The 23,537-nt window shown below is 62.6% G+C and carries 25 protein-coding genes and 1 tRNA gene; 14 read left to right on the forward strand and 12 right to left on the reverse strand.

Annotated elements, in window-relative coordinates:
* Nucleotides 1–109: 109 nt before the first annotated feature.
* Nucleotides 110–1,129, forward strand: coding sequence for an IS110 family transposase (locus HWX76_RS27095; protein ID WP_124557756.1), 1,020 nt, complete (start codon nt 110–112; stop codon nt 1,127–1,129).
* 814 nt (nt 1,130–1,943) lie between these two features.
* Here HWX76_RS27095 and HWX76_RS27100 read toward each other — a convergent pair.
* Nucleotides 1,944–2,117, reverse strand: coding sequence for a hypothetical protein (locus HWX76_RS27100; RefSeq protein ID WP_176016595.1), 174 nt, complete (start codon nt 2,115–2,117; stop codon nt 1,944–1,946).
* 876 nt (nt 2,118–2,993) lie between these two features.
* Between HWX76_RS27100 and HWX76_RS27105 the strand changes: the two genes are divergently transcribed.
* Both HWX76_RS27105 and HWX76_RS27110 read left to right on the forward strand, forming a co-directional pair.
* A complete protein-coding gene (locus HWX76_RS27105) occupies nt 2,994–3,236 on the forward strand; it encodes a hypothetical protein (RefSeq protein ID WP_175994914.1) in 243 nt (80 codons plus the stop codon).
* Between the two features lie 249 nt (nt 3,237–3,485).
* On the forward strand, nt 3,486–3,740 hold the full coding sequence (locus HWX76_RS27110; protein WP_176016596.1) for a hypothetical protein: 255 nt from the start codon (nt 3,486–3,488) through the stop codon (nt 3,738–3,740).
* 472 nt (nt 3,741–4,212) lie between these two features.
* Here HWX76_RS27110 and HWX76_RS27115 read toward each other — a convergent pair whose 3' ends face one another.
* Nucleotides 4,213–5,118 carry a LysR family transcriptional regulator gene (locus HWX76_RS27115; protein ID WP_279612904.1) on the reverse strand — a complete coding sequence of 302 codons (906 nt, stop codon included), beginning with the start codon at nt 5,116–5,118 and terminating at the stop codon, nt 4,213–4,215.
* A gap of 191 nt (nt 5,119–5,309) precedes the next feature.
* Here HWX76_RS27115 and HWX76_RS27120 point away from each other — a divergent pair, with 191 nt between their 5' ends.
* The 4 genes from HWX76_RS27120 to HWX76_RS27135 all read left to right on the forward strand — a co-directional run bounded on the left by HWX76_RS27120 (nt 5,310) and on the right by HWX76_RS27135 (nt 8,645).
* Nucleotides 5,310–6,338: a D-alanine--D-alanine ligase gene (locus tag HWX76_RS27120; RefSeq protein ID WP_176016597.1), complete on the forward strand. Its 1,029-nt coding sequence runs from the start codon at nt 5,310–5,312 to the stop codon at nt 6,336–6,338.
* Nucleotides 6,335–7,405, forward strand: coding sequence for a D-cysteine desulfhydrase family protein (locus HWX76_RS27125; RefSeq protein WP_175949409.1), 1,071 nt, complete (start codon nt 6,335–6,337; stop codon nt 7,403–7,405). Before HWX76_RS27120 ends, HWX76_RS27125 begins: the two co-directional genes overlap by 4 nt.
* Nucleotides 7,406–7,955: 550 nt before the next feature.
* On the forward strand, nt 7,956–8,474 hold the full coding sequence (locus HWX76_RS27130) for a hypothetical protein (protein WP_176016598.1): 519 nt from the start codon (nt 7,956–7,958) through the stop codon (nt 8,472–8,474).
* Between the two features lie 65 nt (nt 8,475–8,539).
* A tRNA-Ser gene (locus HWX76_RS27135) sits at nt 8,540–8,645 on the forward strand.
* 972 nt (nt 8,646–9,617) lie between these two features.
* On the opposite strand, the gene HWX76_RS27140 is transcribed toward HWX76_RS27135, so the two are convergent.
* Both HWX76_RS27140 and HWX76_RS27145 read right to left on the reverse strand, forming a co-directional pair.
* Entirely contained in the window at nt 9,618–9,848 is a 231-nt protein-coding gene (locus HWX76_RS27140; RefSeq protein WP_080334137.1) for a hypothetical protein, read from the reverse strand.
* Nucleotides 9,849–9,935: 87 nt separating this feature from the next.
* Nucleotides 9,936–10,625 carry a hypothetical protein gene (locus HWX76_RS27145; protein WP_050011453.1) on the reverse strand — a complete coding sequence of 230 codons (690 nt, stop codon included), beginning with the start codon at nt 10,623–10,625 and terminating at the stop codon, nt 9,936–9,938.
* A 496-nt stretch (nt 10,626–11,121) separates the two neighbouring features.
* Between HWX76_RS27145 and HWX76_RS27150 the strand changes: the two genes are divergently transcribed.
* Nucleotides 11,122–11,406, forward strand: coding sequence for a hypothetical protein (locus HWX76_RS27150; protein WP_124556921.1), 285 nt, complete (start codon nt 11,122–11,124; stop codon nt 11,404–11,406).
* Between the two features lie 36 nt (nt 11,407–11,442).
* Here the strand turns inward: HWX76_RS27150 and HWX76_RS27155 are convergent, their stop codons facing one another.
* Entirely contained in the window at nt 11,443–11,991 is a 549-nt protein-coding gene (locus HWX76_RS27155) for a GNAT family N-acetyltransferase (RefSeq protein WP_050011451.1), read from the reverse strand.
* A gap of 48 nt (nt 11,992–12,039) precedes the next feature.
* Nucleotides 12,040–12,660: a helix-turn-helix domain-containing protein gene (locus tag HWX76_RS27160; RefSeq protein WP_176016599.1), complete on the reverse strand. Its 621-nt coding sequence runs from the start codon at nt 12,658–12,660 to the stop codon at nt 12,040–12,042.
* A gap of 146 nt (nt 12,661–12,806) precedes the next feature.
* On the opposite strand from HWX76_RS27160, the gene HWX76_RS27165 reads away from it, so the two are divergent.
* Together HWX76_RS27165 and map are read left to right on the forward strand one after the other, a co-directional pair.
* Nucleotides 12,807–13,043 (forward strand): ParD-like family protein, encoded by a 237-nt coding sequence (locus HWX76_RS27165; RefSeq protein ID WP_050011449.1) that lies wholly within the window; start codon nt 12,807–12,809, stop codon nt 13,041–13,043.
* Nucleotides 13,043–13,849 carry a type I methionyl aminopeptidase gene (gene map / locus HWX76_RS27170; RefSeq protein ID WP_124556925.1) on the forward strand — a complete coding sequence of 269 codons (807 nt, stop codon included), beginning with the start codon at nt 13,043–13,045 and terminating at the stop codon, nt 13,847–13,849. The genes HWX76_RS27165 and map overlap by 1 nt, the downstream gene beginning before the upstream one ends.
* 91 nt (nt 13,850–13,940) lie before the next feature.
* On the opposite strand, the gene HWX76_RS27175 is transcribed toward map, so the two are convergent.
* Nucleotides 13,941–14,444, reverse strand: coding sequence for a GAF domain-containing protein (locus tag HWX76_RS27175; protein ID WP_124629903.1), 504 nt, complete (start codon nt 14,442–14,444; stop codon nt 13,941–13,943).
* Between the two features lie 103 nt (nt 14,445–14,547).
* Nucleotides 14,548–15,465: a LysR family transcriptional regulator gene (locus HWX76_RS27180; protein WP_050011446.1), complete on the reverse strand. Its 918-nt coding sequence runs from the start codon at nt 15,463–15,465 to the stop codon at nt 14,548–14,550.
* 111 nt (nt 15,466–15,576) lie between these two features.
* On the opposite strand from HWX76_RS27180, the gene HWX76_RS27185 reads away from it, so the two are divergent.
* Together HWX76_RS27185 and HWX76_RS27190 are read left to right on the forward strand one after the other, a co-directional pair.
* On the forward strand, nt 15,577–16,443 hold the full coding sequence (locus HWX76_RS27185; RefSeq protein ID WP_050011444.1) for a pirin family protein: 867 nt from the start codon (nt 15,577–15,579) through the stop codon (nt 16,441–16,443).
* A gap of 135 nt (nt 16,444–16,578) precedes the next feature.
* Nucleotides 16,579–17,070, forward strand: a complete 492-nt coding sequence (locus HWX76_RS27190; protein ID WP_089488277.1) for a GNAT family N-acetyltransferase — start codon at nt 16,579–16,581, stop codon at nt 17,068–17,070.
* Nucleotides 17,071–17,085: 15 nt separating this feature from the next.
* Here HWX76_RS27190 and HWX76_RS27195 read toward each other — a convergent pair whose 3' ends face one another.
* From HWX76_RS27195 to HWX76_RS27205, 3 genes are read right to left on the reverse strand one after another with little or no spacing between them, the layout of a single operon-like run.
* Nucleotides 17,086–17,955, reverse strand: coding sequence for a cytochrome c oxidase assembly protein (locus HWX76_RS27195; RefSeq protein ID WP_176016600.1), 870 nt, complete (start codon nt 17,953–17,955; stop codon nt 17,086–17,088).
* 10 nt (nt 17,956–17,965) lie between these two features.
* Nucleotides 17,966–18,412 carry a copper chaperone PCu(A)C gene (locus tag HWX76_RS27200; RefSeq protein WP_050011440.1) on the reverse strand — a complete coding sequence of 149 codons (447 nt, stop codon included), beginning with the start codon at nt 18,410–18,412 and terminating at the stop codon, nt 17,966–17,968.
* Between the two features lie 8 nt (nt 18,413–18,420).
* Nucleotides 18,421–19,035 carry an SCO family protein gene (locus HWX76_RS27205; protein ID WP_124556927.1) on the reverse strand — a complete coding sequence of 205 codons (615 nt, stop codon included), beginning with the start codon at nt 19,033–19,035 and terminating at the stop codon, nt 18,421–18,423.
* 283 nt (nt 19,036–19,318) lie between these two features.
* Between HWX76_RS27205 and otsB the strand changes: the two genes are divergently transcribed.
* Entirely contained in the window at nt 19,319–20,071 is a 753-nt protein-coding gene (otsB, locus tag HWX76_RS27210; RefSeq protein ID WP_050011438.1) for a trehalose-phosphatase, read from the forward strand.
* Complete coding sequence (gene otsA / locus HWX76_RS27215) at nt 20,068–21,453, forward strand: alpha,alpha-trehalose-phosphate synthase (UDP-forming) (RefSeq protein ID WP_124556929.1); 1,386 nt, start codon at nt 20,068–20,070, stop codon at nt 21,451–21,453. Before otsB ends, otsA begins: the two co-directional genes overlap by 4 nt.
* An 87-nt stretch (nt 21,454–21,540) precedes the next feature.
* On the opposite strand, the gene HWX76_RS27220 is transcribed toward otsA, so the two are convergent.
* Nucleotides 21,541–23,373, reverse strand: coding sequence for an ABC transporter ATP-binding protein (locus HWX76_RS27220; RefSeq protein WP_050011436.1), 1,833 nt, complete (start codon nt 23,371–23,373; stop codon nt 21,541–21,543).
* Nucleotides 23,374–23,537 lie beyond the last annotated feature (164 nt).

Raw genomic sequence — 23,537 nt, forward strand, 5'->3', positions numbered from 1 at the left:
TGGCCATCGCGTTCGAGCAATGAAATGAACGCCTCCCACCCAAGCCGAGACGACGGTGCCGACCTATAGTTAGACGGCCAAGGAGTCTTGGTACAAGTCGGAGGTCGATATGCTGCTCACGCCAGTCGGGATTGACATCGCGAAGTCAGTAATTCAGGTGCACCACATGGACGCAACCACGGGCCGCACTGTCAGCAAGACGGTCAAACGTGCAAGCTTTTTGCAGTATTTCGCAAATCGTCCCCCTTGCCTTATCGGAATGGAGGCATGCGGTGGCGCGCAACATTGGGCACGTGAACTGACAAAACTGGGACATCAGGTCAGGCTGCTCTCACCGAGATTCGTGAAGGCATTCAACATCGGCAACAAGAGCGATGCGGCGGACGCGCGAGCGATCTGGCTGGCTGTCCAACAGCCGGGCAAGCAGGTTGCCGTAAAAACCGAAACGCAGCAGGCAGTGCTTGCCATGCATAGGGTCCGCGAGCAGCTTGTGAAGATGCGGACGATGCAGATAAATGCTTTGCGCGGTCTGATGACCGAATACGGAGAGGTTATGGGCAGGAGCCGCGCGACCCTCGAAAGAGAAATGCCAGGCACCCTGCAAAGGCTCGCCGAACGTCTACCGGAAATGCTGATCGACACGTTGCGTGAAAGATGGAGCGAAGTCGCACGAATGGATGAGCAGATCGCAAGGATTGAGCAACGGCTTCGCGTCTGGCTAAAGCAGGACAGAAACTGTTCAGCCATCGCAGAAATTCCTGGTGTCGGCCTCCTTACTGCCACGGCGGCCGTGGCCACGATGGCTGATCCCAAGTCGTTTAGGTCGGGGCGAGAGTTTGCAGCGTTTATAGGGCTCGTTCCCCGACAGTCTGGATCGGGCGGAAAGGTAAATCTGTTTGGAATCAGCAAAAGGGGCGACAGCTATTTACGCACGCTCTTAACTCACGGAGCGCGCTGCGTACTGGCAAATGCCAAAGACCCGGGTCCTTGGGTCGAGCAGCTAAAGAAGCGACGGCCAGCGAACGTGGTAGTTATCGCTCTGGCGAACAAGCTTGCACGAATCATCTGGGCTGTCCTCGCACACGATCGGCCCTATGAAAAGAGCTATGGGAGTGTTCGTCCGACGTGAACATACTCCCCCATCGGAGCCGGTAAACAGCAACTCAGCCAAAAAACTCATTGTACTGTACATGTACCATCAACAGGTTGCGCAGGCGCTTCGCTGATATGACAGAACAGGTAGGACCGGGACTCGCTGAACCTGGGTTGTAATGTGAGCTCCGAGCTCGTTTGAGCAATGAGGTGCGAGTCAGCGGATTTCATCGGGGCCCGCAGCAGTGGTTTGAGCTGCAATCAGGCCGGATATACAGCTGCAGCCCGTCTTGTTCTGAATTTCAAGCAAAGCTTCTCGCAAAGGGAGGCGTTCATATACATTACAACGAGAAGCATCCCCATAGCGCGCTCAAATACCGCTCGCCTCGCGAGTTCCGGCGCTCGATGGATTCAGCAACCTTAGTGTGACGCTGTGTCCGGAATTACAGGGTCAACTCCACTATTCGCTCTCGATAAACGCTTTGCCTGCTCATTATTTAGACGCGATTGTTGGGCATGGAGGGAAATAAGAAGCGGGTTCACGGGATCCGATGCAAGTGTGATCAGCTGGTTCACAAGAATCTGTTTTGCCGAACGGGCATATCTCTGCTCGCGACGGAAGGGTTCCTCGGCGAGGATCATGTCGGAAAACGTAAAAATGACTTGATCTCTGATCTCGTTCGGAAGGCTGAACTTCTACTTGCATGCTGGAACTACGGATGAAAAGTTTTGGTGAAGGAGACCAAAAGCGTGCTCGAGGTCCGGTTCTTTAACCTCTGTATAACCTACGCGAATCGACGGGCGGCGAGATGATTCCAGCGCGGCCGCCCGCATCTGCTCGAAAACTATCTCTATTTTGTCTGAATATTTATCCCGCCTTGAGCTTCGAGTGCGGCGAGCCGGACATTTACGAGTTCTGCATGAAGTTTGATCGCCCGGATCAGGAATTGAACGTCCTCGTTTTCGCTTTTCGAAGCGAGGTCATCGAATTCGGTCCACAGTTCCTTTACCTGATCGGTATGCATGGCATCTCCTTTGATGTGTGTATGTACTACGTTTGACGGCCAACCTACTGAGCCGGTCAACGCCAACTTCCCGACCCCGTATCAGCGCGGAACAGACACGGCGATGGAACACTTTCGAGCGCTAAGTCGACAATGAGTCGACCGTAGTTCATCGCAAGGATGAGGGCATCCATCGCCGTATCTGGAGGGGCTTCCTCACTGATGGTTCGGAATCGTCGCGGAACTATTCTTCCTGAAGGAATTGAGTCAATGCGCACAACCGACGAAAAGGATTTCGATCCGCTTGCGTATGGGTCCCAGTATGGCGGAAAGACCTGCTGGGAATACGCACGAAGTTCGTACCCGCGATATTCGAGGATGGGAACGCTCACGACGAACTCCTAAGAACTGTGCTGACCGCCGAGGCACAGGTAGGAACCTCGATGCGATAGAAGGCGCGGCCGGGGCATCGGGCATTTCCACCTTGCGCTGAAATTCGGCTCGATGCAACAGAAAACTGAAGTACCTATTTTCGATAAGTCCCTTATAGGCCTGTTCCGGTGATTGCTCGACGCTATAGGTAGGATAATTGGACGTCCGCTTCGTACCAAACACGGGACGCTCACTGCCACTATATTCATATGCGCGCTCTCGGCGCATACCGACCCTGCCAGGATTCGGGTCGAATGGCCGAAGGTGGCCATTTCTTCCTGGTGGGCGTACGCTGTGGAGTACGAGACGTGGAGCAACTTGGCGGCTTCGTTTGGGATGAGGGCTCGCTTGCTCATATCAATCCCCGATTTATCCGGGACACTTCCAATATCTGTTGCGCTGCTTCTTGCAATCCAAGTTTCCGCGACGTGCTACGATTGACTACCGAATGATCGGGAGTAGGCAATGGACCTAGACGGATTCAAGCCGTATCGCGGCTATTTCTATCGCGTCTCTGCAAATTCCCGTCCGGCAGGAGAGTGGCGCGGCACGATTGATATTCGTCGACGTCATTGGAACGGCACAACCGAGGCTGTGATTTCGAATATGGACGTGCCTGGCACGTTCAGCTCTGAGGGCTTGGCCCGAGATGCCTCCGACGCCTACTGCCATATGCTCATCGACGAACAAAAGTTCGGGGATAAGTAGGCTCAATGCGCCTTCCAGAATTCAATTGGCCAGACTTGCAGATTTGCGTCCCAGCCATGGCCGCGCGCTGCGCCGCTGACGTACAAGTCGAGTCTGGCTGGTATCTTTGAGATGCGCCGCGTGTGCTTTTTGTTGCCGTCGAGTCCGTGCCATCGGGCCGCACCGGCATCACATGTACAATGGATTCACATCGCCCTTCGCACAGCCCCGACAAGAGGCGCGTTGGCTCGTCAATAGACGGAGCGCCTCATGTACCGGATGATCCCATATCGGGGTTTCGAGATTCATGTTGAACTGACTTCCTCGGCAGAGGACCTGTACAACGTAAGTTTCCAGATAAAAGGTAGCCAGAATCTCACCCTCATCGGCGAACGAGGTGGCCGCATCCGTTTGCGCAACGGCCCTTTTACCCGACGCTGGGCATACCTCATCGCGGAGGTGGCGGGGCAGGCAGCGATCGACGTGCTGCTTGGTCCACCCAACGACGATAGCTCTGCTGCCTGATCTGCGACGCGGTTCGCTCCGGACCTCCCTGCGTCAGATGCTGCGCCGCAGACCCCCCGCTGCTCCCGATCACGCGAGCGTTCACTGCACAATGCTCGCGACATCTTGTCCTAGAGGGACATCTCGAATGGTGTTTCGCTCACTAATCACGAAATAGCGATTATTGACGTCGCGCCATCGCCTACGGCCGTTCGTTAGCAGAGAGCGGCCATTGACGTGGCTCCGCGTTCAACGGCGGCTAAGGGTCGGCAACCGCAGGCCGCCTCCGTCGGTTGGCGGCCACTTCCAGACGTTTAGCCAAGGGCTGAGGTCGTATTTGGAACGTCGCGGCCAACCCGCTTAGCGGACATTCGCGGCGGCGATCGTCGCGGCCGCCCCGAAAGGCGATCCGCGCCGACGCGGATGAATTCACGACGTTTGATGCGCCGATGCGGTTGGGAAGGAAGCTAGTGGGCATCCGCCTTCGACTCAACTAGCTGGGAATGCTCGATACCGCCCGAACGATTTCCTCGACGAACACCTTGATCGTTGGATGGTTACGTTCTCCGCGGCGATAAGCGACATATATCTTGCGCCGCACCTCTGGCTTCAACTTGATCCACGCCACGCCGGCCGACGCCCGCTGAACTCGCAGGCCAGGGGCAACCGACACCGAGCAGCCGGAGGCCACCATCGCCTCGACCATTTCGGAGCCGCGGCATTTAGCGTTGATACGAGGCTCGAAGCCGGCGCGGCGGCATAATTCGATGACGAAACCGCCGAAGGTGCTCCACGTCGATTCCATCGCCCAGGTTTCGTCTCGGAGATCGGCAACACCCAGCGATCGCCTTTTGCTCAACGGATGATCCGTCGCGACCGCCACGTAAAGGACATCCTCGGCGAGCGGGACTAGCTCGATGTTCTCCCTGTCTTTGCCGGCTTCGATCGAAAGATCGTCGATCAGCGCAATGTCGGTTCGCCACGCCCGCAGCGCCGCAACTGCGTCAATGGGCTCCAGTTCCTCAAGTCCGATTTCCAGCCGCGGATAGGCGAGCCGCAACCGCTTGACCGCATCAGGCAGGACGAGAGAAGCAATCGAAGGAAACGCAGCAATACGAAGTTCTCCGACGATTTCGCGCCGCAACTCCGCCAGTTCCGAGCGCGCCTCGTCCAATACAACCATCACCCGTTCGGCATGAGTGACCAATGCGTGACCGGCTGGCGTCAGCCTGACGCCGCGGCCGATTCGTTCCGTAAGTTGAACGCCCGCATCCTCCTCCAGTTGCGCGATCTGCTGTGAAACTGCCGATGGCGTCAGGTGCAAAGCCTCAGCAGCGGCCGCCATCGTCCCATACCTCGCCAGTTCCAGAAGTGCCTTCAGTCGCCCAAACTCCAACACTCACCTCCACCCGATAAATCATTAAGATTGGCTAATGCATTACACCAAAAACAATAAATATACGTGGACGAAATTGCAACTTACAGTGACCAGCCAGCAGCAACAGAACTGACGGATTTTTCCCCCGCTACATTTCGCGGGAAGGACCGTCTGCGCTGTCCCCCACTATTTTTCATCGCGTGAAGACAACAATGCACGACCCCAAACTTAAGATCGCGGTACTTTTCGGCGGTACCAGCGAAGAGCGAGAGGTCTCGATTTCCAGCGCCGCTCAAGTGATCAAGGCACTGCGAAGCGTCGGTCACAGCGTGGTGGCCATAGACACGGCACTCGGCCCACTCTCGCCAGAAGAGGACGCGCGCATCTTGACGTCGAGCGTGAACGACACCCCGCCGCCGCCCAACGTATTGGCCCAATTGCCGTCGGCGGCTTTCGATCTGCTCCGCTTTCGCGAACTGACCGATGCCGATGTCGTGTTTCTCGCACTGCACGGTGGTACAGGCGAGGACGGCACCATTCAGGCGATGCTCGACATGGCGGGCATGCCATACACTGGCAGCGGGCACGTGGGTAGCGCGATTGCCATGAACAAGAACGTTGCAAAGCGCCTGTTCTCCGCGGGCGGCATCCGTACGCCACGCTGGCTGATGCTGCCGGGCGACGCCGATGACATACTCCGGCGCGTAGGCTATCCGCTCATCGTCAAACCGAATCGGCAAGGCTCGACGGTCGGGCTGTCGCTGGTGCGCGCTCCCGAAGTACTGGAAGACGCGGTGAAGCTCGCTCGCCGGTTCGACACTCAAGTGATGGTGGAGCAGTTCATCGAGGGCCGAGAACTTACGGTCGGCGTACTGGGCGCACACGCGTTGAGTGTCGGTGAAATCTTCGTGAAGGTTGGTGAGGTTTTCGACTACCGGTCGAAATATCAGGCAGGCCATGTGCTCGAACAATTTCCAGCCGACTTGCCAGCGGACACGCTGGAAGCGGCGCAACGCATCGCCTTGCGTGCTCATGCACTGCTGGAACTCGACGGCTACAGCCGCACTGACCTCAGACTCGATGCGCAGGGAAATCTTTGGTGTCTCGAGGTGAATACGCTGCCAGGCATGACTGCCACGAGCCTGCTCCCGCAGTCCGCAGCCGCATCCGGCATTGAGTTCTCGCAACTATGCGAGCAGATCTGTTTCGCCGCCATTAATCGTCACAAGGTGCTTGCATGAGTATCGACAGGTCAGCCGCTTTCGCGCGCAATGCACGAGTGCGTCCCGAGGGTTTGTTCGGCTTCGATTCAATCCGGGTACCGCAATATCGTCTGCTCGACGGCGCAACACCAATTCACGCTCTGCCGCGCCTGAGCGCGCATCTCGGAGGTGCGAACATTTATGTCAAGCGGGACGACTTGGGCAGCGTGGGAGGTGGCGGAAACAAGTTGCGGAAACTGGAACTCCTGATTGGCGAAGCATTGCAGGCCGGCGCCGACACGGTCATCACGGTGGGCGCGAGGCAGTCGAATCACGCGCGGCTGACCGCGGCTGCGGCAGCCCGCGCGGGCATGCGATGTGAGGTCGTTCTCGTACGATCGGTACCGCGCGAGGACGCCGACTACACCGAAAGCGGCAACGTCCTGCTCGATGGCCTGTTCGACGCGCGTGTGCACGATTTGCCGGCCTCTGCCGATGCGATGGCCTACGCAATCGCACGCGCGGACGAATTGCGCACCGCCGGCCGCCAGGTCTATGTCTGCCCGTTCGGTGGATCGAGTCCGATTGGCTGTGTCGCCTATGCGGCTTGCGCAGCCGAAATCGCGCAACAGTCCAAGGCACTCGGCCTGTACTTCGATCGCATCGTTGTGCCTAATGGAAGTGGAGGCACGCATGCCGGGCTGGTTGCCGGATTCGCGGCGCTCGGCAACGGCACAATAGAAATCGACGCCTACACCGTCTATGCCCCAGCCGCAGACGCTCTGCGCATCACGCTCGACAAGGCCCGACAGACGGCCCGCATCATCAATTTTCAGGGGGAGATTTCGCCCGATGCCGTTCGCGTCGACTCATCGCAACTCGGCCCAGGCTACGGATTACCAACGGACTCGATGCGCGGCGCCGTCCGGTTGCTGGCCTCGCAAGAGGGGCTACTGCTCGATCCTGTCTATAGTGGTAAAGCGTTCGCGGGGCTGATTGAAGGTGTCACGTCAGGTCGCTATGCGTCAGATAAAAACATTCTCTTTGTCATGACCGGAGGGTTGCCTGGCCTATTCGCCTACCGGCAAGAGTTTCAGGCTGCCTAAGGTGGCTCGGTGAGCCAGCCAGGATGTCCAGACATAACTTCTGGAGACAGAGAAGGAATGCTCGACAATTGGCGTTTCCCGGAAATCTTACAGCAGCCTGGACGATGACTGCTTTCCTATTGAAAGCGGCCATCGACACCGCTCGTTTGCCATAGTCCGCTTTGGGTCGATAACGGCCCGTCCACAAAATTGTGGGCGTAGGTTTCAGCGTAGCTTTGCGCGTCGAGTCTCGTCAGATAAGACACAGATGCTGCTGGATCATCAGAGGATGCAAGTTGCTTTGCGACCAAATGGTGGGATTGGGTGCCCAGATACACGAAAGCCCGCTGCGAGCGGGCTTTTTTATGTGCTCCAAATTTGCTACAGCACAGTGCGGGAGCCTTGCTGGACAAGCCTTGCGCTTGTCATTCCAACCCCTGAACCACGGGACGGATGCCGGCTCTTTGCAGCAATTGACCCAGAGGTCACCGGGGCGAATCTCAGGTGGCGTTCTTCTTTTTGTCCTACCATTGTTCTCGGTGCCAATCCTAGGTGAAGCGAGGAGAATAAGATGTCGACCCATAGCTCGGATACGTCGAAGGACGACGCGGTGACGCGGGCCAACGCGGAAGGTTCCGCAGGGAGTGTGGTAAAGCAGCCGCATCAAAGCATCCAAGTGCCGACTTCAGCGTACGTCGAGCGGCCGGCCGAGGCTACCGTCGGAGGTGGCACGGCGTATCAGTCGACGGCGCACTCAACGGGCGCAGTAGGGCAGCAGACGCAAGAAAGCAACCCCACCGTGGCGCGTCCCGGTGGCGTGGCGACAATTGAAGATCCCCCCGAATACACCGCTGCAAATCCGGATACTGTCAGCAAAAGCGATCAGTCGGGTGCCTTGGAGACAATGCCTCAAGAAAGTCTGCGCGGTGGTCAGCTCAAGTGGAACGAGCAGCGTAGTGATCTGGCTTTGGACCCCGCCGAACCAGGGATTCCGAGTGCCGGTGATCCGATCAATCACGACGATCCGGTCGGGGAGCGTGTAGAGAAGCCGGATGATCTTTCTCCGTTCGGCGGCGGTGGGGTGAACTAGAGTTAGTGCCGGCCGGGTTCGACTACCTAACCTTGTCTGGGGCAATGTCACCCGTCCGTACTTCTGGGGCGGCTGAATTGGATGGTCAAATACTACAACGCACTGATTTTCAAAGAGTGCTGACGGCCTGCAAAGCCGTTTAGGCCGGTTCGACTCCGGCTCGCGCCTCCAGGTAGAACGAGATAAAGCCCTGATTCGTCAGGGCTTTTCTTTTTTCTGCGGCGCTTTCATTCTCGTAAGTAAATCACCCGGAGCAATACAAAGCCGCCTCGAACCACTCAAGAGGCACGCGTAACCACGCCTGCAGGCGAAGCATCGGCTCGGGCATGGTCAGGAACGGGCACCGTTCCTGACCGCATCGGGTTTCAGGGTTGCTGGGCGGACGTAGCGACACCAGTCGTCGCGTTACCCGAGCCGACGTCGGGACGACCAGGATGCGATCAGCGTCGCTCCGCACGCGGTTTTCATGCCATCGATGGCGATTTTTCGGCCGTCGAACGTGTGAGGGTAATACCGCCCCGTGGCCGCAGGATCGGAACGAGGGCTTCGTACTGCGGGGAGGAGTGGTACTTGCGGCCGCCGGTAATGGGCTTTCCATCAATGGTGGCGGTCGCGCTGCCCTCCGGCTTCGGGCGCACATGCAGAGTTCCGGCACGAAGGGCTGTTCGAGCGTCATTTCTTGAAGGTGGCTGCGCTCCAGCCGCCGCGCAACTCGTCCAACCCGTTTGGAAGGTCTTTCTATGGCAGGGCCCGACCGTGCGACCGTAATATCGGAAGACACTAAAAAACCCCTGCCACAACGAGGGAAGTGGCAGGGGGCTGCGAGCGCACCGTTTAGGCACGAGATAAAGATGCGCCACAAATATAAAAGCAGTCGTTGGGATGTTAAATAACTACGCCATTCTTCCTGCTATTGCATCGTCCGGGCAGGCAGTGTGATTTTGAGGGACGATTGACCGTCGATCTCGTCGCGATGGATTGCTACGTGTCAATCGACATAGGCGGTATCGACAGAAAATCTCCGAATAACCAGGGCGGTTCACAGGAAAATTCCTTTGCCGACGGGTTCGGTCCGGCAAAAATGTCGGCATCGTCGAAATTCGTGCAATCACGTCTGAAGTCGTCCCTCAATACCAAGGCCCATCAATCGTTTACGTTCTCACAGCTCTTCGGGCCGTCGCCCCAGCTCTTTCCTCCACCGTTCGTGCACTGGCGCTTGGTATATTGCTCGGGCAATTGACCTTTCGGCAGTTTTCCGTCGGCAGGGCAATTGTGATGGTAATAGCAAAAGGATTTTTCGGCGGCGCCGGCTTCTCCGTTGAATACAAGGCAGGCCATCAAGGTCGGAAAGAGAATCTTGGCAATGGTTCGCATATCAGTTGTCCACATCGGAAAATTTTGTGTAACAAGACAGGCGCCGTAACGGCGCCTGTCCCTCGCATGACAAGAGCGCGTAGCCGTTTAGTTGCCGTACTCGAGCAAAATCCCTGATCGCGTCGGTTGCGCAGCAATGATTCTGTCCACCACACTATTTTCGACGGCCACTTGCTGGCCATATGTGACGTTGAGCTTGATCGTGTTGCCGTCCATGTATGCATTGACGGTTGCGAGGTTCTGCCCGCTGGGATAAGACAGCTGTAGCGGACCCACGACGACGTTGCTCGAGATCACTTCGCCGAGGACGAGTGAATTGAACAAGCCGACCCAATAAGTCGGTGTCACCTGGAACTGAGCCGATGCGCCGCTGACCACGCCCTTCTTGAACACGGATCCCTGACCGCTCATGCCGATACCAAGGTTCGCGAGATTGGTCGACTTGTTGTTGATCAGGACGGAATCCGGAGGTACGGAACCGGACCCCGGCACCAATTGCTGGACGTTGTCTTTAAAAATGCAGTCCCATGACGTCCCCAATTCCGTCGTCAGCGTCTGACTGGCTTTGTAGACTCCGATGCCGCCAATCTGCTGGTAATTGGCAATGGCGACGTTATAGAAAATATCCCACGTCACACCGCTGGCGCCACTTTGAGGAACGGTCGTTTGCTTCCATGACACGCTTTCCAATCCAATGGAACTCGGCAGGGTCTGATATACAGCCATGGTCCAGGTTTGCTTGGTGTCGTTGTTGAAGTCGACATAATAGGAAGTCATTTTCGGTCTCCACGATGAAAGATGGATTTGGTGTTTCGCCACACTCGGTTCATGGATGGCTTGATTTTTTACATAAACGCCTCCGCAATCTGCGATTGACGATCCGATACTCTTTGGCAGGCAAAATTCACGGCATCTGCGATTCGGGCTGTATATTTTCGGCAATGTTCAGCGTTCGCGCCCAGAAAATGTTTTTTCGTCGGCAATAGGTCTTTCTGCCCTGTCTGCGGCCGCCAGGGGTCCTGGTGAAATTTCCCGATAATTTTAAAAAAATGGTGCCGTAATGATTTTCATGTGGCAAGCAATAATCAGATCTGTAGATCCCCGTCAGATCATATTAGGAAATTTCCTTAAATAAGGTGTGACAAGCTATCTATCGTTTACCCGTAGCAATTGATTTGATGATTTCATATCCAATTAAATTGAATGTTTCTCCATTGGGAATGAAGATTATTTTTGTCAGCACTGGGCGTTGTAGTTTCGGCTTCGAATTCAGGTGCAGATCACGATATCTGCATCAGACGTGCTTGCGTGGACGATCTCTATTGCGCATTTAAAGACGGTTGCCGCAGTAAATGCTAACCGCCGCATCTTGCGTCGATTATATTTCCACGTAAAAGAAGGCGGCATTCAAGGTGAATGCCTGATAAATAAAAATACGGCTGCCGTTGCCGCTCTGCTGAAAATTGCCCGTGCCGCTCGCGCGTCGTTACATAGTGGGTCGAGAGACTGGTCGGAAGAGAGCGTCCGGTGGCAAAACGATGCGGGTAGGGTGGGGTAAGTCTTGGCGTCGATTTATGCGCCGGCCGCAAAGCAATTACCCATCCACCGGCTGCACCGGCGTCTCGAGCTTCAGTTGATAGAACGCCGCATCGAGCCAACGGCCGAATTTGAATCCGGCCTCCGCGATCGTGCCCGCGTGCTCGAACCCCAGTTTCGTATGCAGTGCGATGCTGCCGGCGTTGGCTGCGTCGATGCAGCCGACCAGCACGTGGACCTGCGCTTCGCGCGCACGCCGGACCACTTCGCGCAGCAGCAGTTCGCCGAGCCCGCGACCGCGCTGATCGTTGCGCACGTAGACGCTGTGCTCGACCGTGTACTTGAACGCCGGAAACGCGCGGAACGTACCCCAGCTCGCGAAGCCGAGCAGCGTGCCCGCCGCGTCGACGGCGCCGATGATCGGAAAGCCGCCCGCGCGCTTCGTCGCGAACCACGTGATCATCGCTTCCGGCGGGCGCGGCCGGTAGTCGTACAGCGCGGTCGAGTTCACGATCGCGTCGTTCAGGATCTCGAGAATGGCCGCCGCGTGTTCGGCCTCGCTGCAATCGATCAGGCGCACGTCGTCGCGCTGTGTCGGGGAATTCATACGTTTCCTTCCTGTTTGGCTAAACCGGTTGCACACACGGCGCGCGCATTACGCGCCGCGCATGCCGGCGGCGGATGCATCGCAAATCGCGACGATATAGCGCGCCGCATGCGGCGACGGATTGCTGAAGATCAGCGGCTGGTCGAGCCGCATCGCCAGGCAGTCGCCTTCGCGAAGTTCGTGAAGCGTATCGCCGAACGTGACGTCGACGCGGCCGCTGATGATCCACACCTGCTGATGCAGCGCGCTTTCGCGCCCGCCGCTGTCGTACGCGACGCGCGCGGCGGGCGGGAAATCGACCTCGACGAGCTGGATCGGCGACGGCCAGCCGGCCGGCGACAGGTTGCGTCGCACATAGCCGGACGCCGGATCGCGCCATTCGGCCTGCTGCGCGCGCCGTGCGAGCGGCTGGGCGGGCGCGTCGTCCCGGTCGCCGCCGAACAGCCCGGCCAGCGACACGCCGAGGCCGGCCGCGAGCTTGTCGAGCACGACGGCCGTCGGGCTGGCCGCCGCGCGTTCGATGAGCGAGATCATCGAACGGCTGACGCCGGAACGCGCGGCCAGCGCGTCGAGTGTGTAGCCTCGGACGGTGCGCAGGTCGCGCACGCGCCGGGCAATGCGCTCGTTGATGCCGGTATCGTCGGCCGCGGTGATCGCTGATTCTTTCATGATGGATTGATTTTCCAGCAAACTGGAATTTGATGTCAATGGCATTTCCGGCCGCTGGGCGGCGGGAGGCGCGCGCGAACGGCTTGCCCGGTCGTCGTGCACGGCGTAATATACGAAACAGCTACGTTTCGTTTAATTGGGGATATATGGGCATCATCAAGATTTCCGAGCACATGCATGAACGGCTGCGCTCGACGAGCACGGCGCTGAGCCGTTCGATCAATGCACAGGCCGAACACTGGCTGCGCGTCGGGATGCTGGCGGAACTCAATCCGGCGCTCTCCTACGGCGACATCTGCAAGATGTTGATCGAGGCCGAGGCGCGGGGCGGCGACGTGGGGCCGGCCGAGACGGTCGCGCAGAGCATCGAGCAGGTGGCGTAATGGCGAAACGCGAAATTCCGATCCGCGGTGCCGCGGAAATCGCCAAGTCGCGCGAAGCCGCGAAGCTCGCGTCGCAGGTGCTGACGATGATCACCGAGCACGTGAAGCCGGGCGTCACCACCGACGAGCTCGACGCGCGCTGCCGCGAATACATCGTCGACGAACTGGGCGCGATCCCCGCGAACATCGGCTACCACGGCTATCCGAAGACGCTGTGCACGTCGGTCAATCACGTGGTCTGTCACGGCATTCCGACGTCGCGGCCGATGCGTGACGGCGATATCGTGAACCTCGACATCGCGGTGATCAAGGACGGCTGGTTCGGCGATACGAGCCGCATGTATTTCGTCGGCGAACCGAACGAACTCGCGCGGCGGCTCGTCGCGTCGACCTACGAGGCGATGCATGCCGGCATCCGCGCGGTGCGTCCCGGCGCGACGCTCGGCGACGTCGGCTATGCGATCCAGCAGGTCGCCCATCGCGAAGGATTCAGCGTGGTGCGCGAGTATTGCGGACACGGGATCGGCGACGTCTATCACGACGAGCCGCAGGTGCTGCATTACGGTCGCCCGGGCACCGGCCTGCCGCTGCGGCCGGGGATGATCTTCACGATCGAGCCGATGCTGAACGCGGGCAAGCGCGACACGCGCATGCTGGCCGACGGCTGGACCGTCGTCACGGCGGACCATTCGCTGTCCGCGCAGTGGGAGCACATGGTCGTGGTGACGGAAACGGGCTTCGAGGTGCTGACCGAGGACGCGAAGCCGCAGGCGTTCGCCGCGCTTTCGGGCACGCACGCGACCTGACGCCGGTCGTGCGCCGCAGACGGCGGCGCGGCATTGCAATGAAACGGGCCCCTTCGCGGGGCCCGTGTCGTTCGCGGCGGCACCGCGACGCCTAACCGCGCGCCTTCTGCCACGCGCGTTCGACGAACACGCGGCACAGCGCTTCCATCCCTTGGCGGTCTTCGTCGTCGAAGCGCGCGGCGACCGGGCTGTCGACGTCCCATACGCCGATCAGCGTGCCGTCGGCGGCCACCAGCGGCACGACGATTTCCGATTCCGACGCCGCATCGCACGCGATATGGCCGGGGAAGTCGTGCACGTCGCGCACGACCTGCGTCTCGCGCGTTTGCGCGGCCGTGCCGCACACGCCCTTGCCGAGCGCGATCCGCACGCACGCGGGCTTGCCCTGGAACGGCCCGACCACGAGCTCGGCGCCGTCGAAGAAGTAGAAGCCCGCCCAGTTCAGGCGATCGAGCGAGTGATACACGAGCGCGGAGAAATTCGCGGCGTTCGCGGTCAGGTCGCGTTCGGATTCGACGAGCGCGCGTGCCTGCTCGACGAGCGTCGCGTATTGATCGGCCTTGGAGGCGGTAGGGTCGTTGGACAGCGTGAACATGGCGGGAAAGCGATAGGGGTTGTGAAAATGCGCATTGCGCGTACCGCAGTCTACGGCACGCGCGCGCGGTCTGCAGCGCACGGTTGTGCGTGATGCGGCGCGTTCAGTCGGGTTCGAGTTCGGCGAACCGCTCGGCCAGGAAATCGAGCAACGCCCGCACCGCGGGCAGCAGCCCGCGGCGCGACGCGAACACCGCGTGCACGATTTCGCGGCGCGGCGCCCAGTCGGGCAGCACGGTGACCAGTTCACCGCGCGACACCTCGTCGCGCACCATCATCGTCGGCAACTGCACGACGCCGACGCCCGCGGCGGCCGCCGCGCGCAGCGCGAGCATGCCGCCCGTCACGAAGCGCGGCTGGTGATGGATTTCCGCGTGCGCGCCGTCGGGCCCGCGCAGCCGCCACACGTGCGTGGACTGCGGCACGCCGTGATCGAGGCTCGGCAGGCGCGTCAGATCGGCGGGAACGGCCGGCACGCCATGCTCGCGCAGCAGCGCGGGGCTCGCGACGAGGCACTGGCCGCGCTCGGCGAGCACGCGCAGCGCGAGATCGCTGTCCTCGAGCGGCGGCGGCCGCACGCGGATCGCGACGTCGATCCCTTCGCCGACCACGTCGACGCGCCGGTTGGTGGCTTCCAGGTGAATCTCGACGCGCGGGCACGCGGCCATGAACGCGGCGATCATCGTGCCGACCAGCGAATCGAGCAGCACGATCGGGCAACTGACGCGCACGATGCCGCGCGGCTCCTCGTGCAGCAGCGCGATCGCCTCGTCGGCGGCATCGGCTTCGACGAGCATCGCGCGGCAATGCGCGTAATAGGTCTGCCCGACGTCGGTGACCGTGAAGCGGCGCGTCGAACGCTGGATCAGCCGCATCCCGAGCCGCGCCTCGAGCAGCGCGATACGGCGGCTCAGCTTCGATTTCGGCATGTCCAGCGCGCGCCCGGCCGGCGCGAAGCCACCATGTTCGACGACCTGCACGAAGTAGTAGAGATCGTTCAGATCCCGCGCTTTATCGTTCATGAAATGGAACGCTGAGTGCGATTTCGGCAGTCTACCGGATCGATCGTTCCATCTCTATATTGTCGCTCATGGATGCGAAACACGGGTTTCGCCGCAATTCGGAGAAGGCAAATGAAGAAGATCCAGGGTGTGTACAGTGCGCCGCGCGGCCATTGGGTCGGCGACGGTTTCCCGGTGCGTTCGATGTTCAGCTACCAGTCTCACGGCACGCACCTGAGCCCATTCCTGCTGCTCGATTACGCCGGCCCGGCGACGTTCGAACCGGCGAGCGCGCCGCGCGGTGTCGGCCAGCATCCGCACCGCGGGTTCGAAACGGTGACGATCGTCTATGACGGCGAAGTCGCGCACCGCGACTCGACCGGCGCGGGCGGCACGATCGGCCCGGGCGACGTGCAGTGGATGACGGCCGCGAGCGGGATCCTGCACGAGGAATTCCACTCGGAGGCGTTCACGACGCGGGGCGGCCCGCTCGAGATGGTGCAGCTGTGGGTGAACCTGCCCGCCGCGGACAAGATGGGCGCGCCCGGCTACCAGACGCTGCTGAACGCCGATATCCCGGTGGTCGAGCTGCCGGACGGCGCGGGGCGCGCGCGGATCATCGCCGGTGAGTTCGACGGGCGGCGCGGCCCGGCCCGCACGCACACGCCGATCGACGTGTGGGACGTGCGGCTCGTGGCGGGCGGCCATGCGCGGTTCCCGGTCGCCGAAGGGCGCACGCTCGCGGTGGTCGTGCTGAGCGGCACCGTGCTGGTGAACGGCGAGACGGTGGCGCGCGAAGCGCAGTTCGTGCAACTCGGCCGCGACGGCAGCGACGTCGAGATCGAAGCGAATGGCGACGCGAAGCTGCTGATCCTGAGCGGCGAGCCGATCGACGAGCCGGTCGTCGGTTACGGCCCGTTCGTGATGAATTCGCAAGAGGAAATCCGGACCGCGATCGACGATTTCAACAGCGGCCGCTTCGGCCAGATGCCGGCATGACCGCATGACGAGCAGGCCCCGCGCGATGCGGGGCCTTTTTTTCGCGCGCGGGCAGGCGGTCGCGCGCGACGCGTGCTTCGAGGCATAATCGACGGTTGCCGCGCGCCGGCCGGCGCGCCCGAATCAGGACCGCACATGAACGCCTCCGCACCCGCCGCATCCCCGAGCGCCGCCGATCTCGACTGGCGCTGGAAACCCTTCGACGCGCTGACGGCACGCGAAATCTATTCGATCCTCGAAGCGCGCAGCGCCGTATTCGTCGTCGAACAGAACTGCGTGTATCGCGACATCGACGATGCGGACCAGGCCGCGTGGCACCTGGCCGCCTTCGATCCGGCCGGCCGCCTGGCCGGCTATCTGCGCGTGCTGCTGCCGGACGCGCAGCACACCGACGTGCGCATCGGCCGCGTGCTGACGACCGCCGCGTTTCGCGGCGCGGGCCTCGGCAACGGGCTGCTGTCGCGCGCGCTCGAGCATATCCGCGCGCAATGGCCGGATACGCCGGTGAGCCTGCATGCGCAGGCCCACTTGCAGCGTTTCTACGGGGCATTCGGCTTCACGCCGAGTTCGGACGTGCACGACGAGGACGGCATCCCGCACGTGTGGATGAGCAGCGCGCGAGCATGACGCGCGCCGAGGCGGTCAGTGCGCGGTGCGTGCGACCGGCGGCTTGTCCGCGCGCTGCGCGACCCGTTCGTCGATCAGGCGCCCGCGCGCGGACAGCCGCAGCCAGTGCCGCAGTGCGATCAGCGCGCCGATCACGCTCATCATCGAGCCGGGAATCCACAGCAGCAGGCCGCCGATCTGCTGGTCGCGCAGCGGGCTCAGCCACGTGAACGCGCGGCCGCAGATCGAATAGATCGGATACAGCTCGTGCGGCGTGAAGAAGATCAGCGCGCCGAGCGCGATCTGCGGCGGGATCGCCGCGACGACGATCAGGATCCGGCGGCCCGGCGACAGCCGCGCGGGCGGCGCGGGGCGCGGATCGACGACGAGCCACCAGAACAGCAGCCCGTCGATCACCATGCTCCAGTTCATCACGCGATAGAGGCGCCAGTCGAGCATCGCGATGAAGTGGATCGGCGACAGCAGCCAGAAATAGATCAGCCCGACGAACAGCACGACTGCGACGACCGGATGGAACACCACGTCGAGCGTCGCCCGCACCGGCGCCCACGCGAGCGCGGGGCGCACGAAGCGCTGCCGCCAGCGGAACGGAATGCCCGCACGGATCGCCGCGCCCGGATAGGACAGCGCGATGAAGAACGGCCCGAGATGGTGCAGCACGAGGTGCTGCGCGCGGTGCAGGAAGAATTCATGCTCGAAGAAGTAGTCGAGCCGCGTGTGCAGCGCGATGTAGAGCGCGGTCAGCCCGAACCAGAACGAGAACTGCCGCAGCGGCGACACCTTCGCCTTCCTCGCGCCGCGCGCGAACAGCACGGCGGCCGTCAGCACCGCGATGACCACGGTCGGCGACGGTTCCCACGGATCGAGCCAGTACAGGACGTTCATCGCGCGCGCATCACTTCGTCTTGGCCGGCGATTTCACGGCGAACGGCGCATCGACCGTTTCGCCGTCGGAGAATTTCAGGCGCAGGTGCACGGTGTCGCCGGGCTTGATCGCGTGCTTCGGTTCCTCGAGCATGAAGTGATAGCCGCCCGGCGCGATGTCGACCTTGCCGCGCGCGGGGATCGTCAGCTTGTCGACCATTTCCATCTTCTGCGTCGAGCCGTTCGACACCGTCTGGTGCAGCATCGCCATCCCGTAGTCGGGGCTGTCGACGTCGACGAGGTCGATCGGCTTGTCGCCGGTGTTCACGAGCGTCACGTAGCCGCCCGCGGGCAGCTTGTTCGGCAGCCAGCGCACCCACGCGTTCTGCGCGCTGATCGCGCCGGCGGCATACGCGTGCGCGCCGGCGCACAGCGCGGCGACGAGGGCGAACGTCTTGAAGGTCGTTTTCGTGTTCATGGCGGAATTCAGGTCGTTGAGGCAGTGTCGATGATCCGGCGCACATCGGCGGCGATGGCGTCGGGCGAATCGCGATCGGTCGCGAGCAGGCGCGCGCGGCCGGTCGCGTCGAAGACGTAGACGGCCGAGCTGTGCGTCACTTCGTAGCCGCCGGACGGATCGCGTTTTTCCATCTGGTACGCGACGCGATAGCGCTTCGCGAGCGATTCGATCTGGCCGTCGGTGCCGGTCAGGCCGCGCGCATGCGCGGCGTCGAACGCGGCGACGTAGGACTGCATTGCCTGCGGCGTATCGCGCGCGGGGTCGACCGAGACGAACAGGATGCGCACGTTGTCCGCCTGCGGGCCGAGCTTCGCCAGCACTTCCATCAACCGCGCCAGCGTTTCGGGGCAGACGTCGGGGCAGTGCGTGTAGCCGAAGTAGACGAGCGCGACGCGGCCGCGGAACGCGTCGGCGTCGACGGGACGGCCGTCGCCGCCCGTCAGCTCGAACGACAGGTCGGGCAGGTGGCCGGTGACGTTGGTCAGGTTCCAGCGCGGCTCGTCGTGCGTGCACGCGGCGAGCGCCACGGCGGCGGCGAGGGCCGCGGCCGTGCGGATGAGGCGGGAGAGGCGAGACGGCATCCTGGGGCTCGATCGGGCGAAATGGGTGACCGGCCGGCGCGATGCCATGCGTCGCGCGGCAGGCGGTTGCGACTGTAGCGCAATTCGCGCGCCTGCGTCCTTTTGAAACCGGTACGGGGCCGGCGAGCGGGGCAATATGTCGCAGTTGACGCGGCGGCTGGCGCGACGTCCGCGCTGCCCCGGTTTCGCCCATCTGGGGGCGCAGGCGCGGTAAGATGCGCACAACTCCATTCGCGCAGTGGCGGCCTGCGTTTTGCCGGCCGGCCCTCAGACTATCGAATCGATGCAATCCGTTCCGGCTTCCCTGTCCCTGACCGATACCGCGTTCTTCTTCGACTTCGACGGCACGCTCGTCGAGCTGGCGCCGACCCCCGACAGCATTCACGTTCCGCCGTCGCTGCTGACGCTGCTCGACGAGTTGTCGCGCCGCTCGCACGGCGCGGTCGCGATCGTGTCCGGACGCGGGATCGACAACCTCGACACGTTCCTGAAGATGCCCGGGCTGCCGATCGCCGGCCTGCACGGCGCGGAGCGCCGCGACGCGAACGGCGACACGCAGCGCATCGGCTTCAACGACGAGCGCCTGCTGCGCATCGAGCGCGAGCTCGCAGGCGTGGTCGATCGCCATCCGGGCATGCTGCTCGAAATCAAGGGTGCGGCCGTCGCGCTGCACTTTCGCAATGCGCCCGAGCGCGAGGCGGTGGCGCGCGAAGCGGCCGAGCGCCTCGTCGCCGACTATCCGGATGCGTACGTGCTGCAACCCGGCAAGATGGTGTTCGAGATCAAGCCGAAGGGCGTCGACAAGGGGCGCGCGCTGGCCGCGTTCCTCGACGAGCCGCCCTTTGCGGGCCGCGTGCCGCTGTTCGCGGGCGACGACCTGACCGACGAGAAGGGCTTCGCGGTGGTCAACGCGCGCGGCGGCCTGTCGATCAAGGTCGGCGCGGGCGAGACGTCCGCGCGGATGCGGCTCGATTCGGTCGACGCACTGCATGAGCAGATCGCACGCTGGCTCGGCGCGGGGCAACCGCACGCATGAGCCGGCTCATCATCGTTTCAAACCGCGTCGCACCGATTTCGGAAGGCGAACCGGCGGCGGGCGGCCTCGCGATCGGCGTCTACGACGCGCTGAAGGAAACCGGCGGCATGTGGTTCGGCTGGAGCGGCGAAGTGGTCGCGTCCGGCGCGCCGCAGCCGCAGATCCGCATCGAGGAGCGCGGGCCGGTGACGTTCGCGACCGTCGGGCTGTCGCGCCGCGATTACGACCAGTACTACCGCGGTTTCTCGAACGCGACGCTGTGGCCCGCGTTTCACTACCGCGCGGACCTGATCCAGTACGATCGCCACGAATTCGACGGCTACCGCCGCGTCAACGTGTGGCTCGCGCAGCAGCTCGTGCCGCTGCTGCAGGACGACGACGTGATCTGGGTGCACGACTATCACCTGATTCCGTTCGCGCGCGCGCTGCGCGACGCCGGCGTGAAAAACCGCATCGGCTTCTTCCTGCACATCCCGTTTCCGGCCGCGCAGGTGCTCGTCAACGTGCCGCCGCACCGCGAGCTCGTCGAGTCGCTGTGCGCGTTCGATCTGCTCGGCTTCCAGACCGAGCCCGATCTGCGCGCGTTCTGCGACTACGTCGCGTTCGAGGCGGACGGCGAGGTCGAGCACGACGGGCACACGGCGCACGTGCGGGCGTTCGGCCAGACGCTGCGCGCGGCCGCCTATCCGATCGGCGTGTATCCGGACGAGATCGCGTCGCTCGCGCAGGCGGGCGAGCACGGCAAGGCGGTGCGCACGCTCGCGACGTCGCTGCGCGGGCGGCAACTGATCATGAGCGTCGACCGGCTCGATTATTCGAAGGGGCTCGTCGAGCGCTTCCGGGCGTTCGAGAAGCTGCTCGAGCATCAGGCGTCGATTCGCAACCGCGTGTCGTTCCTGCAGATCGCGCCGTCGACGCGCGCGGACCTGCGCGCGTATCAGGACATCCGGCTGCAGCTCGAAGCGGAGTCGGGGCGCATCAACGGGCGCTACGCGGAGCTCGACTGGGCGCCGATCCTCTACATTCACCGCCAGTACGACCGGCAGCTGCTGGCCGCGCTGTACCGGCTCGCGCGCGTGGGTTTCGTGACGCCGCTGCGCGACGGGATGAACCTCGTCGCGAAGGAGTACGTGTCCGCGCAGAATCCGGACGATCCGGGCGTGCTGGTGCTGTCGCGCTTCGCGGGCGCCGCGCGCGAGCTCACGGGCGCGCTGATCGTCAATCCGATCGATATCGACGGGATGGCCGATGCGCTGTCGCAGGCGCTGACGATGCCGCTCGCCGAACGGCGCGCACGCTATGCGGACATGATCGCGCAGCTTCGCGAGAACAACGTGTCGGTGTGGCGGGACAATTTTCTGCGCGATCTGCAGCAGGTCTGATCCCGATCCATTGCTGCCGCTGCAATTGAAAAAGCCGCCGTGCGAGCAAGCACGGCGGCTTTTTCGTTGGCCGGATGCCGACGCGCGTCAGGCCACGCGTTCGCCGGTCGGCGTGTTGCCGTCGGTGGCCGCATGATGGCGGCCGTGCTGCTTCGCGAGCAGATCGCGGTACAGGCCGGGGCGGTTGCGCAGCACCTCGGGCGGGCCGTCGTCGATCACCTTGCCGTTGCTCATCACGATGATGCGGTCGAAGTTGCGCAGCGTCGACAGGCGGTGCGCGATCGCGATCACCGTGCGGCCGACCATCAGTCGGTCGAGCGCGCTCTGGATCGCTTCCTCGGATGCGCTGTCGAGCGCCGACGTCGCTTCGTCGAGCAGCAGAATCGGCGCATTCTTCAGGATCGCGCGCGCGATCGCGATGCGCTGGCGCTGGCCGCCCGACAGCTTGACGCCGCGGTCGCCGACGATCGTGTCATAGCCTTCCGGCATCGCCTCGATGAACTCCGCGCAGCGCGCGTCGCGCGCTGCGGCGAGCACTTCGTCGCGGGTCGCGTCGGGGCGGCCGTACGCGATGTTGTCGTAGATGGTCCGGTGCAGCAGCGAGATGTCCTGCGGCACCAGCGCGATCGCGTGGCGCAGGCTGTCCTGCGTGATGGCCTTCACGTCCTGGCCGTCGACCTTCACGACGCCGTCCTGCGTGTCGTAGAAGCGCTGCAGCAGCGCGAGCACGGTCGATTTGCCCGCGCCCGACTTGCCGATCAGGCCGACGCGCTGGCCCGGCTCGATATGCAGATCGAAGTGGTCGAGGATCGCGCGGCGGTGCGGATACGCGAACGTCACGCGCTCGAAATCGACGCGGCCGCCCGTGGCCGACAGCGGCTGCGCGTCCGAGCGGTCCGGCATCCCGTGCGGCTCGAGCAGCGTCTTCACCGCTTCGGACAGGCGGGCGACGTGCTGCGTGACGTCGACGAGCGCGACCGCGAGGTCGCGCGTGCCGTGCAGGATCGTGAAGCCGAGCGAGCTGACGAGCACGATGTCGCCCGACGTCGCGCGGCCCTGATCCCACAGCCACAGCGCCCAGCCAAGCAGGCCGGCGGACAGCATCGCGGTGATCACCGCGTGCAGCAGCCGCAGCTTTTCGAGATAGAGCAGGCTCTGCTGGCGTGCGTCCATCTCGGCCTTCACCGTCGCGCTGAAGCGCTTCTGTTCGCGCAGCGTCATCCCGAACGCGCGCACAAGGCCCATGTTGCCGATCACGTCGACGAGCTCGCCGTCGACCGCCGCGGCCTTCGCCGCGAACGCGTGATGGCGTGCGGAGCCGCGGCCGGCGAGCTTGAACAGGATGACGGACAGTACGGCCGAACAGCCGAGCAGGCCGGCCGCCATCAGCGGATTGACGACGATGATCATCAGGATCGCGCCCATCACCGCGATGCACGGCGGCAGCACGTTCCACGCCATCGTGTTCTCCGACGTGTAGACCGCGTTCGACGTGGCCGTGATGCGGCTGGCGAGCGTGCCGGGCTGCTTCTCCGAGTAATACGTCGGCGAATGGCCGATCAGGTACTGGAACAGGTCGCGCCGCAGGTCGCCGGTGACCGCGACGAACGTGTGCGCGGCGACCCAGCCGCCGACGCGCCACAGCAGGTTGTCGGCCGCGATCAGCCCGACGAGCAGCGCGAACGCGCTCCACAGCGGGCCCGGGTGATGGCGTCCGGTCGCGAGCACGTCGATCAGGTGCTTGATCGCATATTGCGAGCCGAGCGCGCAGCCGACGGCGGCCAGCACGCTGCAGAGCACGACCAGGTGCGCGACGGGGTGGAGGCGGATGTAGCGGAACAGGAACGCGATCGGCCGATGCGCGTAGCTCGACAGCTTCGCGTTGTGGGCGTTGCGCTGGGCGGGGGTGAGAGATTCCAAAATATGGGTGCGGTGATTCGGTGATTGAGCGGGGCGGCTGGGTCGCAGGCCGGCGTTCGCCCGGACTGAATAATCCGGCATTGTAAACAACGCCGCGCGTCGCGCTGCGCGAATCTTGCCTTGGCCAGGGGCTCGCGCTCGATTTTGAGATAAAATCCGGCATC

Origin of the sequence: Burkholderia sp. BCC0398, assembly GCF_902833245.1 — a bacterium.
GTDB lineage: Bacteria > Pseudomonadota > Gammaproteobacteria > Burkholderiales > Burkholderiaceae > Burkholderia > Burkholderia sola.